Raw genomic sequence first — 10,643 nt, 5'->3', positions numbered from 1 at the left:
GCTCTGGACGGCGTGCCGCAACCGGAGCAACACCATCCGGAAGTGGACACCCTGGTGCACCAATGGCTGTGTCTGGAACAGGCCAGTCGACTGAACCTGCCGTTGACGGCACGTTACGCCGTCCTCTGCCACGATCTGGGCAAGGGCAAGACACCCGAGGAAGAATGGCCCCGACATATTGCCCACGAAATCCGCAGCGCGCGGCTGGCGAAAACCGTATCGAAGCGCTGGCGCGTCCCCAAAGACGCCGCCACCCTGGCGGCTCTGGTGGCGGAATACCATACCCACTGTCATCGAGCGCTGGAGCTCAAGCCCGCCACGGTCTGGAAGCTGCTGAAGACGCTGGATGTGGTTCGTCGCCCGGAACGGCTGGAGGAGTTTCTGCTCGCCTGCGAAGCGGATGCCCGCGGTCGTACCGGACTGGAAGACCGCCCCTATCCCCAGGTGGATTACCTGCGCGGCGCGGCACAGGCCGTCAGGAATATTGATGTGGCAGCGCTGCGCAAGGAGGGCAATGAGGGGCCGGCACTGGGCGAGGCCATTGAGAAGGCCCGCATTCACGCACTCTCCCACTACAAAAGTGAGTTTAAAAAGACATGGCAGATTCCGTCGCCCTGATCACCGGCAGCGCCCGTCGCATTGGCGCAGAAATCGTTCGCACTCTGCACCGCAACGGCATGCGGGTCATCATTCATTATCGCAACAGTGCCGATGACGCTCGCGCACTGGCTGACAGCCTGAACGCAGAACGGGCGGACAGCGCCGCCCTGCTGCAGGCGGATCTGGACCAGCCTGATCAGGTGCGCCAGCTGGCAGCCGATGCCCTGGCTTGCTTTGGCCGTATGGACCTGCTGGTTAACAATGCCTCCAGCTTTTACCCGACCCCCGTCGATCAGGCCGATGATGCCGACTGGGACAGGCTGGTTCACAGCAACCTGCGTGCGCCGTTTATCCTGAGCCAGAAGCTGGCACCGGCATTGAGCGAACGACATGGCAGCATTGTGAATATTGTGGATGTGTACGCGGAAAAACCGCTGCAACACCATACTCTGTATTGCATGGCCAAGGCCGGCCTTGCCATGATGACACGCAGCCTGGCCCGGGAACTGGGCCCGGATATTCGCGTCAACGGCGTGTCCCCCGGCCCCATCCTGTGGCCGGAAGCCGGGCAGATGAATCAGCAGGACATCCAGGATGCCACCGCACTGAAACGGTGCGGCACGCCCCGGGACATCGCTGAGACGGTATGGTGGCTCGGCACCCAGGCGCCGTTCGTCACTGGCCAGATTCTGGCGGTGGACGGCGGGCGCTCACTGACACTGCAAGGAAGCTAACCACCACTGATTAGGGGAAACCATGAAGGGAATCATGACACTACTGCTCGTACTGCCGCTTCTCGCCAACGCGGAGGTATATCGCTGGCAGGACGCAGAGGGCAACTGGCACTTTGGTGATCAGCCCCCCCAGGAGCAGCACGAGAAAATGGATATCAAGGCACCCCCCAAAATCGGCCAGGGTGATCGCGTCAGGGAAATCAACGAGCGCGCCCTGCGGCTTCGCCAGAGTGAGAAAGCAGAACAGCGCGAACAGGCATCCGAACAACGGGAACAGCAGGACGCTATCGCCAGACAATGCAAGGAAGCCAGGGCAAAATTGAAACGACTGCACGGCCGTTTCGTCTATCAGGATGAGGACGGCAAGGTCACCCACCCCACGCTGGATCAGGTTGAAAAGGACAAGGAAGAGGTACGTCAGTGGATTCAAAGAAACTGCAATTCCTGATCCGCACCGGTTTCAGCGCCGCGGTCCTGATCACCTCACTGGCAGCCCACGGGGACATCTTCCAGTGGCGAGACGAGAACGGCAAACTGCACTTTGGCGATCGGCCGCCGGAGCAACTGGAGAGCCAGAAGGTTACCCCCAAGACCTCGCCGGTTATCCAGGAACTGGAAATCTCCCAGCTACGCAAGGACTTCACCCTGCCCGGGGAACTTCACGACAGGACCCTGGAGGCGATTCGCTTTATCTACCGGCGCTACCGCAACGATTTCGGACTGGACTTGCACGGCACCGCCCAGGTGAACCTGTATCTGTTCGAACATCAGGCGGATTTCCGTCAATGGATGGAGGATCGTATCGGCTCCAGCAACGCCCACTATGCCGGCGTCTTCATACCTGCCAGTAATGAAGTGGCGGTCTGGCGCTGGGGAAACGATCAGCAAGTCGCACAGACAATTCTCCATGAAAGCAGTCACGTGCTGCTTTACCAGCTCTCTCCGGCGTCACCGGTCTGGCTCCACGAGGGGCTCGCCCAATATTTTCAGACCCTGCAGGTGCAGCCCGATGGGCGCCTGAAAGTGGAAGCGCTGGCCGATGCCCAGGCCCGCATTCGTCAATGGATGGATGAAGGGCGGCTGATTACCCTGCGCCAGTATCTGTCTCTGGATGACAGGCAGTGGCGACGCATGGCCCATCAACTTGATGCCATTCCCTATACCGTGGCCTGGGCCACCACCGCTTTCCTGATGTCAAAGCCGGTAGGCCGCAGCACCTTGCGCAAACTGTTACAGGAACTGGAAAAAACCGACCGCCGCCCCACCCTGCAACGAATCGACCAGATCTATCCGGGGGGACTGACGCGGCTGGAATATGACTTTTTCCGCTGGGCACAGAGCGACATGACTCCGCACTGGTATTGAGAGAAGCAACAAGCCACAAGCCTCAAGCTGCAACGCGGGAGAGATTCAGTAAAACGATTCCCGCCCAGCCCCGCGAACACAGGTTCGGCGCCCCACAAAACTGGCTACAAAGCCACTGTAGGAGTTCCTCTTGAGGGACGAATCCGAGCCAGGGCGAGGCGACAGAGATCCTGGTGCCAGCCATTCTTTTCTGAAACCTGTCGAGCTCTGAGATTCCTGATCACCCTGCGGGCGATTTCCGCGCAAGCGCGGTTCGCACCTCAAGAGGTACTCCTACAGGCGGCTTCGTAGGTATCTCGGAACTTGAGGAACTTTCCAGTCTTCCCCTCTCCAATCGAGCGTAGCTCGTAGCTCGCAACTACGCTTCCAACTCCACCACCCACAATGCCTGCCCGGCAAAATCCGACTCTTCCAGCAACTGCCGGTAGGGCTTGCCGATTTCCGGGTGAAATGCATCGGGAGCCAGGTCCACCAGGGGTTTGAGAACGAAGGCGTGTTTGAGGATTTCGTCACGGGGCAGTTGCACCCCGTCGATCTCGCCGGTGAGATCGTTATAAGTGAGGATGTCGATATCCAGGGTCCGGCTAGAGAATTTCTTTTCCCCACGCACCCGGCCATGGTCTTTCTCGATATCCCGCAACAGGGCGGCAAGCTCGCCCACCGGCAGGGTGGTATCAATACCCACCACCAGGTTGTAGAAGGCATCGCCGGAAAAGCCCACCGCCTCGCTTTCATAGACCGGGCTGATCGCCAACCTGCCGAAGGCAGCAGCCAGTGCCTCCAGGCCGGAACGAATATTGTGCGCCCGGTCGATATTGGAGCCCAGGCTCAGATACACCCGGGCGGTTTGATCCTTATTACCCATTGGGTTTTTGACCCCTTTCGATAATCACACCCACATCCCGCGACCCACGCAGAGCTCCAGGCTTGCTCAGCCGCAATTTCAACCAGGGCACATTGAATTCGCCGATCACCAACTGGGCCACATTTTCCGCCAGGGTTTCCACCAGCTGGAATTCACTGCCTTCGATAAACGCGATCACACGCTTGCCAATAGCCTTGTAATCCAGCGCATCGTCAATGTGATCAGACGCTGCGCCCTTGCGGATATCCGCAGCCATTTCCAGATCCAGACTGACAGTCTGGCGGATACGCCGCTCCCAGTCGAAAATCCCGATCACGGTATCCACTTTCAAATCATTGATATAAACAATGTCCATACTCGCCCTCATTGGCGCAGGTTTCACGGGAAAGCGACTTTCCATCTGCATGAATCCCACTTTGGGTAATCAGATGTTACGCTTGCAACGCAGGCAGGCGTGTCGCCATGTGTACAATAAATGCCTGCCAAGCATGCAGAAGTCGCCACCCCGGCGATGTGAAGGGAGATTATAGCCGGTGCAAGCAGGGACATTACAGGACGTGTGGTTTTGGCTGCTGCCATTGTGTGCAGCCGGCTATCTGATGGGCTCCATTTCCAGCGCGATTCTGGTGTGCCGACTGTTCGGCTACCCGGATCCGCGCACCCAAGGCTCCAACAACCCCGGTGCCACCAATGTGCTGCGTATTGGCGGTAAGCCCGCCGCGGCGCTCACGTTACTGGGCGATGTGCTGAAAGGGGTGATCCCGGTGGTGCTGGCCCGCTATCTGGACATGGGACCCTTCGTGGCCGCGCTGGTGGGCACCTTCGCCTTTCTCGGCCATCTGTTCCCGATGTTTTTCCACTTCCAGGGCGGCAAGGGCGTGGCCACGGCCTTCGGGCTGTTGTTTGCCCTGCACTGGCCCAGCGGCCTGGTGGCCGGCGTCGTCTGGCTGCTGGTGTTCGCCCTCACCCGCATCTCTTCCCTGGCCTCATTAAGCGCCTTCGTGGTGGCCCCGGCCTGTATCTTCGCCTGGCTACCCCAGGCCTTCTGGCCCATGCTGGCACTGTCCCTGGTGATGATCCTGCGCCATCGCAGCAACCTGCAAAAACTGCTGCGCGGGGAAGAGCTGGGGTTCAGGAAGAAAGACTAGCCCCTCACCGTAGGAGCGTCGCTGGCGGCGCGATTCTTGATATCAACAAAGCCGCTGTAGGAACGGAGCGCAGCGGAGTAACGCACGTAGTGCAGTGCGGCCCGAAGGGTGAGCGTAGCGAATACTACCTCTTGAGGGACGAATCCGAGGCTGAGCTAGGAAGCAGGACTTGCAGGTGCCACCAAATTACTCACGCGATACCTGTCAGTCCTGATCGCCCTACGGGCGATTTCCACGCTGACGCGTGGTTCGCACCTCAAGAGGTGCTCCTACAGAAAGGCAGGTAGCCGTTAGAGTGAGGCCAGTTCCGTCAGCGGCCAGCGTGGTCGGACCTTGATGGGCAGCTCGGCACTCTCCCCGGCCTGCAGGCGCAGGGCGCCGGCAAAAGCGATCATGGCGCCGTTATCGGTGCAGTACTGGGGCGCAGGATAAAACACACGTACCCCTCGCTTTTCCATCTGCTCTGCCAGCTTGGCACGTAATGCCCGATTGGCGCTCACTCCGCCGGCCATCACCAAGCGCTTGTCACCGGTCTGCTCCACCGCCCGGCGGCACTTGATCACCAGGGTATCCACCGCGGCCTCTTCGAACGCCAGGGCGATATCTGCCTGGTCCTGCTCGCTGAGAGCGTCCTTGCCGCCCAGATCGTTGATGGTGTTGAGCGTAAACGTTTTCAGGCCGGAAAAGCTCATGTCCAGACCGGGGCGGTCAGTCATGGGCCGCGGGAAACGGAACCGGCCCGGCGTCCCTTTCTCCGCCAGGGCAGCAATACGCGGGCCGCCGGGGTAGCCCAATCCCATCATCTTGGCGGCCTTGTCGAAGGCTTCGCCGGCGGCATCATCCACGGATTCGCCCAGAATGGCGTAATCCCCCAGGGAGCGCGCTTCCAGCAACAGGCTATGCCCGCCACTGACCAGCAGTGCCACAAAGGGAAACGACGGGGCATCCGGCTCCAGCAGGGGGGCCAGCAAATGGCCCTCCATATGGTGGACTTCCACGGCGGGGACACCCCAGCCAAAGGCCAGCGACCGGGCCACGCCGGCCCCTACCAGCAGGGCTCCAGCCAGGCCGGGACCGGCCGTATAGGCGATGCCATCAAGCTGATCCGGGGTGGTAGCGGCTTCCGCCATGACCTGTTTTACCAGGGGCAGTACCCGCTGCACATGATCGCGACTGGCCAGCTCCGGGACCACGCCACCAAAACGGGCATGCATCTCCACCTGGCTGTACAGGGCCTGCCCCAGCAGACCGGCGTCGGAGTCGTAAATCGCCACCCCGGTCTCGTCGCAGCTTGATTCGATACCCAATACACGCATGTTGCTCACCCCTTGAAATCCGGGCGCCATGATAGCGCCAGACGCCCGGATTTGCATTTCTTCCCGACTCAGGTAGAATCCCCGCCCTCGCCGCACCCGGGACCACCTGAGCCCGCGGCGAATCCATATAACCCAAAGACTTTTAGGAAGGTGATTCTTCATGCCTCAGGTGAAGGTGAAAGAAGGCGAACCGTTTGATGTGGCCCTGCGCCGTTTCAAGCGTGGCTGTGAAAAAGCGGGCATTCTCTCTGAAGTGCGTCGTCGCGAACAGTATGAGAAGCCCACTCAAGAGCGTAAGCGCAAGCGTGCCGCAGCCGTCAAGCGTCACCTTAAGAAACTGCAGCGTGAGCAACTCGCACGCAAACGTCTCTACTAAGGTTTAGACGTCTGATGAGTGCGCTCAAAGAGCAGCTCACTGCAGCCATGAAAGACGCCATGCGTGCCAAAGAAAAGGCACGTCTTGGCGTTTTTCGTATGGCGCTGTCAGCGATCAAGCAAATCGAAGTGGACGAGCGCATCGAGCCCGATGACGCCCGCGTACTGGCATTGCTCGACAAGCTGATCAAACAGCGCAAGGATTCCGCCACCCAATACCGCGACGCGGGCCGCCCGGAACTGGCGGAAACCGAAGAAGCGGAAATCCTGGTACTCCAGGAGTTTCTCCCCGCCCAACTGAGCGACGACGAGATAGATGCTCTGATTGATGATGCCATTTCCCAGACCGGTGCCGCTGGCATGCAGGATATGGGCAAGGTGATGGGCATTCTCAAGCCGCAACTCCAGGGCCGTGCCGACATGGGCGCCGCCAGTGGCAAGGTTCGCGCCAAGCTCAACTGATTGAGCCGCTTTGCTGTATCCGGCGACTCTGAATAACCCTATCTGCAACTTCAGCGGTTCGTGCTGCCCACCGTTTTCCGGCTTTTTCTGACCGTAAACCGTGAGAAACCGACACCGGGTTTCAAAGCACTGCTACCGCCACCCTGCGGTTTCTGTTTGAATAAGAAGCCTTGGTATATCGCCCTGCATACTTAGCGGCCCCAACTCCCATTCTGGCAAAATCAGACCCATGGCACGCATTCCGGAAAATTTCATACAGGATCTATTGGCTCGCACCGATCTGGTGGAGCTGATCGACTCCCGCGTGCCCCTGAAAAAAACCGGCCGCAATTACAGCGCCTGCTGCCCCTTCCATCAGGAAAAGACCCCGTCCTTCACCGTGGCGCCGGACAAGCAGTTCTACTACTGCTTTGGCTGTGGCGCCTCCGGCAATGCGGTGGGTTTCCTGATGGAATACGAGCATCAGAGCTTCCCGGAAGCGGTCAAGCAACTGGCCAGTCGTGCCGGCATGGAAGTTCCGGAAAGCCGCCCGGAAACCCCCGCTGACCGACAGAAGAAGGACCGCCTGCAGTCCCTCTATGACCTGCTCAGCCGGGCCGAAAAATTCTACTGCCAGCAATTGCGCCAGGCCCCGGAGCGACAAAAAGCGGTGACCTATCTGAAGGGACGCGGGCTCAGCGGGGAAATCGCCAAACGCTTCGGAGTCGGTTTTGCCCCGCCGGGTTACGACAACTTGATCACCGCCCTGTCACTCACTGAAGCAGGGCTTGAGCAGGCCCTGACCGCCGGGTTGCTGGTGCGCCGGGAAGACACCGGCCGCACCTATGACAAATTTCGGGATCGTATTATTTTCCCGATCCGCGACACCCGCGGACGCACCATCGGCTTTGGGGGGCGGGTGCTGGGCGACGGCAAACCCAAATACCTGAACAGCCCGGAAACCCCGGTCTTCCACAAGGGCCAGGAGCTCTACGGTCTGTGGGAATGGCGGCAAAGTCGCGACCGCAGCGACCGCCTTTATGTGGTGGAGGGTTACATGGACGTGATCGCCCTGGCCCAGCACGGGGTACCCAATGTGGTCGCCACCCTGGGCACCGCCACCACCGAAGACCACGCCCGCAAGCTGTTCCGCCAGGTCAACGAAGTGGTGCTTTGCTTTGATGGTGACCAGGCCGGTGTGCGGGCCGCCTGGCGAGCACTGGAATCCCTGCTCCCCGCGCTGGACGACGGCAAACAGGTGCGCTTCCTGTTTCTGCCCGACGGGGAAGACCCGGACACCCTGGTGCGCCAGCAGGGCCCTGAAGCCCTGCGCGCGCTCACCGAAAAGGCCGACGCCCTTTCCACCTATCTTTTCCGGCATCTGTCCGACGGGCTGGACCTGTCCACCGTGGACGGCCGCGCCCGCCTGGCCCGGCTTGCCCTGCCCTATCTGGACAAGCCCGCCGGGCCGGTCTACCGGGCGCTGCTGACCCAGGAACTGTCACAACTGACACGCCTGGACAAGGAATCTCTGGCACAGCTTAAACCGGCCCCCAGGACGGAGCCTGCCCCCGCTCCTCGCGCCGAACCGGCACCGCACTCCCATGACCAGTTCATGCCCGAGGAATATGACGACGCCATGCCGCCACCGGACGATTTCTACCCGGCGGGCAACAGCGATCCGGCCGACTCTTACAGCCGGCCACCGCGCCACCCGGGAGGCAGCCGCAAGGGCCCGATGACCCTGTCAGAACGGCTGGTCCTGGTGCTGCTGGATTATCCGGACCTGGTAAGCGAGCATCCACTACCTGACGGCGTTGAGCGGCTCCCCATGCCGCACATTGATCTGCTGATACAGGTAGCCGGCCTGTGCCGACAGAACCACAGCCCCGCCGCCCTGCTCGGCGCCCTGATGGCACTGGAGCAGGGGGAAACCCTGTCCCGCCTGCTCAAGGCCAGTCTCAAGCCGCCCATGCAAAAAGAGATGGCGACCCGGCTCTGGCAGGATGCTCTCTCCCAGCTGGAAGTCACTCGCCTGGAGGCGGCTCTCCATGAAATGGAGCAAGCTGGCATCCCGGACACGGCCCAATGGCAGGAACTGCACCGGGCCCTTGCCGAAGCTCGCCAGCACGCCCGCCAGCCCTTCAACTAGAAAAAACCTGTAACCCCATGATTTTCAAAGATAAGTAACACCAAAAACAATTCACCCCCATCCGGCCCGTAGTCTTGCAATTACTGGCCGAAATCCCCACATACCGGTATAATACGCCGTTTTCCCACGCCACAATCCGCTAGTCAGCCACGGCAAGCTAGCACGACGTTACGGGCTTTATTGCATGACGACTCAAAAGCAGCAGCAACAATCCCAGCTGAAGCAGTTGATCGCACTCGGCAAGGAACAGGGTTACCTGACCTACGCCGAAGTGAATGACCACTTGCCGGAGTCCATCACCGACACGGACCAGGTGGAAGACATCATTCAGATGATCAACGACATGGGCATCACCGTGGTGGAAAAAGCCGCCGATGCCGATCAGCTGATGATCGATGAAAGTGCTGACAGCACTGACGAAGTTGCCGCCGAAGAAGCTGCCGCTGTTCTCGCCTCCGTAGAGAGCGAGCCCGGCCGCACCACCGACCCGGTGCGTATGTACATGCGCGAAATGGGCACGGTGGAACTGCTGACCCGTGAAGGCGAAATCGAGATCGCCAAGCGTATCGAGGAAGGCACCCGGGAAGTTCTGCACGCCCTGGCCTTCTGGCCCGGCGCCGTGGACATGCTGATCGACGAATACGCCCGCGTGGAAAACGAAGAGCGCAAGCTCACCGATATCATCGCCGGTTACCTTGACCCCAATGATGACGGCGCGGCCGCCACCAATGCCAACAAGGAACCGACTTTCGCGGAGAAGGCCAAAAAAGCCGCTGAAGCGAAAGAAAAAGCCAAGGAAAACGACGATGATGACGACGACGCTGACGACAAGGACAACGACGACGACAGCGATGAGGACGAGGGCGGTCTGGATCCGGTACTGGCAGCCGAGCGTTTTGCCGAGCTGAAGAAACTGCACGAGAAGGCCGAACGCGCGCTCAAGCGCAACGGTCGTGACCATGCCAGCACCGCCAAAGCCATGGAAGCCCTGGCCGAGCACTTCACCCTGTTCAAGCTGGTGCCGCGCATCTACGACGAGATGCTGGTCGGCGCCCGCAACAATCTGGACCTGGTGCGCAAATTCGAGCGTCAGATCATGTCCTCTGCCATCCGCCGCGGCGGCATGGACCGCAAGGATTTCATCAAGCTGTTCCCCGGTAACGAAACCAACATGGACTGGGTTGACCAGCAGCTGAAGACCAAGAAAGGCAAAACCATTGCCGACAAGCTGAGCGTGGTCAAGGAAGATATCCAGCGCGCCCAGCGCAAGATCACCACCGTCGAGGAAATCATTGGTTTGCCGGTGGCTGACATCAAGGAAATCAACCGCCGCATTTCCATCGGTGAAGCCAAGGCCCGCCGCGCCAAGAAGGAAATGGTGGAAGCCAACCTGCGTCTGGTAATTTCCATCGCTAAGAAATATACCAACCGCGGTCTGCAGTTCCTCGACCTGATCCAGGAAGGCAACATCGGCTTGATGAAGGCCGTGGACAAGTTCGAATACCGCCGTGGCTACAAGTTCTCCACCTATGCCACCTGGTGGATCCGTCAGGCCATTACCCGCTCTATCGCCGACCAGGCGCGCACCATCCGTATCCCGGTGCACATGATAGAGACGATCAACAAGATCAACCGGGTACAGCGCCA

12 protein-coding genes are annotated in these 10,643 nt (G+C 60.1%); 9 read left to right on the top strand and 3 right to left on the bottom strand.

Annotation, left to right across the window (positions count from 1 at the left end):
* From A3714_RS16000 to A3714_RS15985, 4 genes are all read left to right on the top strand, one after another.
* A partial coding sequence (locus A3714_RS16000; RefSeq protein WP_156493874.1) for an HD domain-containing protein occupies positions 1 to 618 on the top strand: 618 nt, incomplete at its 5' end.
* Positions 597 to 1,334: a pteridine reductase gene (locus tag A3714_RS15995; protein ID WP_063508632.1), complete on the top strand. Its 738-nt coding sequence runs from the start codon at positions 597 to 599 to the stop codon at positions 1,332 to 1,334. The genes A3714_RS16000 and A3714_RS15995, both read left to right, overlap by 22 nt.
* A 34-nt stretch (positions 1,335 to 1,368) precedes the next feature.
* The gene (locus tag A3714_RS15990; protein ID WP_160052753.1) at positions 1,369 to 1,782 is read left to right on the top strand and encodes a DUF4124 domain-containing protein; all 414 of its coding nucleotides are present in this window, start codon (positions 1,369 to 1,371) and stop codon (positions 1,780 to 1,782) included.
* Entirely contained in the window at positions 1,755 to 2,699 is a 945-nt protein-coding gene (locus A3714_RS15985; RefSeq protein ID WP_063508631.1) for a DUF4124 domain-containing protein, read from the top strand. Before A3714_RS15990 ends, A3714_RS15985 begins: the two co-directional genes overlap by 28 nt.
* 358 nt (positions 2,700 to 3,057) lie before the next feature.
* Here the strand turns inward: A3714_RS15985 and folK are convergent, their stop codons facing one another.
* The gene (gene folK / locus A3714_RS15980; RefSeq protein WP_063508630.1) at positions 3,058 to 3,564 is read right to left on the bottom strand and encodes a 2-amino-4-hydroxy-6-hydroxymethyldihydropteridine diphosphokinase; all 507 of its coding nucleotides are present in this window, start codon (positions 3,562 to 3,564) and stop codon (positions 3,058 to 3,060) included.
* Positions 3,557 to 3,919, bottom strand: coding sequence for a dihydroneopterin aldolase (gene folB, locus A3714_RS15975; RefSeq protein ID WP_035244902.1), 363 nt, complete (start codon positions 3,917 to 3,919; stop codon positions 3,557 to 3,559). Before folB ends, folK begins: the two co-directional genes overlap by 8 nt.
* A 202-nt stretch (positions 3,920 to 4,121) precedes the next feature.
* On the opposite strand from folB, the gene plsY reads away from it, so the two are divergent.
* On the top strand, positions 4,122 to 4,712 hold the full coding sequence (plsY, locus tag A3714_RS15970) for a glycerol-3-phosphate 1-O-acyltransferase PlsY (RefSeq protein WP_255361678.1): 591 nt from the start codon (positions 4,122 to 4,124) through the stop codon (positions 4,710 to 4,712).
* Positions 4,713 to 5,002: 290 nt separating this feature from the next.
* Here the strand turns inward: plsY and tsaD are convergent, their stop codons facing one another.
* Complete coding sequence (gene tsaD / locus A3714_RS15965) at positions 5,003 to 6,028, bottom strand: tRNA (adenosine(37)-N6)-threonylcarbamoyltransferase complex transferase subunit TsaD (protein ID WP_063508637.1); 1,026 nt, start codon at positions 6,026 to 6,028, stop codon at positions 5,003 to 5,005.
* A gap of 160 nt (positions 6,029 to 6,188) precedes the next feature.
* Here tsaD and rpsU point away from each other — a divergent pair, with 160 nt between their 5' ends.
* From rpsU to rpoD, 4 genes are all read left to right on the top strand, one after another.
* A complete protein-coding gene (gene rpsU / locus A3714_RS15960; protein WP_007148705.1) occupies positions 6,189 to 6,404 on the top strand; it encodes a 30S ribosomal protein S21 in 216 nt (71 codons plus the stop codon).
* A gap of 14 nt (positions 6,405 to 6,418) precedes the next feature.
* Positions 6,419 to 6,865 (top strand): GatB/YqeY domain-containing protein, encoded by a 447-nt coding sequence (locus A3714_RS15955; RefSeq protein ID WP_062815874.1) that lies wholly within the window; start codon positions 6,419 to 6,421, stop codon positions 6,863 to 6,865.
* A 229-nt stretch (positions 6,866 to 7,094) separates the two neighbouring features.
* The gene (dnaG, locus tag A3714_RS15950; protein WP_063508629.1) at positions 7,095 to 8,996 is read left to right on the top strand and encodes a DNA primase; all 1,902 of its coding nucleotides are present in this window, start codon (positions 7,095 to 7,097) and stop codon (positions 8,994 to 8,996) included.
* A 184-nt stretch (positions 8,997 to 9,180) separates the two neighbouring features.
* The coding region (gene rpoD / locus A3714_RS15945; protein WP_063527203.1) for an RNA polymerase sigma factor RpoD at positions 9,181 to 10,643 on the top strand (1,463 nt) is incomplete at its 3' end.

Origin of the sequence: Alcanivorax sp. HI0007, assembly GCF_001635525.1 — a bacterium.
GTDB lineage: Bacteria > Pseudomonadota > Gammaproteobacteria > Pseudomonadales > Alcanivoracaceae > Alcanivorax.
The sequence above is the reverse complement of the archived record's forward strand: the minus strand, read 5'-3'. Positions and strand labels throughout refer to the sequence as shown.

What these genes read in the sequence shown, in the direction of transcription:
- A3714_RS15995 (WP_063508632.1), top strand. Translation starts at nt 597, where the DNA reads ATGGCAGATTCCGTCGCCCTGATCACCGGCAGCGCCCGTCGCATTGGC.
- A3714_RS15990 (WP_160052753.1), top strand. Translation starts at nt 1,369, where the DNA reads ATGACACTACTGCTCGTACTGCCGCTTCTCGCCAACGCGGAGGTATAT.
- folK (WP_063508630.1), bottom strand. Translation starts at nt 3,564, where the DNA reads ATGGGTAATAAGGATCAAACCGCCCGGGTGTATCTGAGCCTGGGCTCC.
- folB (WP_035244902.1), bottom strand. Translation starts at nt 3,919, where the DNA reads ATGGACATTGTTTATATCAATGATTTGAAAGTGGATACCGTGATCGGG.
- tsaD (WP_063508637.1), bottom strand. Translation starts at nt 6,028, where the DNA reads ATGCGTGTATTGGGTATCGAATCAAGCTGCGACGAGACCGGGGTGGCG.
- rpsU (WP_007148705.1), top strand. Translation starts at nt 6,189, where the DNA reads ATGCCTCAGGTGAAGGTGAAAGAAGGCGAACCGTTTGATGTGGCCCTG.
- A3714_RS15955 (WP_062815874.1), top strand. Translation starts at nt 6,419, where the DNA reads ATGAGTGCGCTCAAAGAGCAGCTCACTGCAGCCATGAAAGACGCCATG.
- dnaG (WP_063508629.1), top strand. Translation starts at nt 7,095, where the DNA reads ATGGCACGCATTCCGGAAAATTTCATACAGGATCTATTGGCTCGCACC.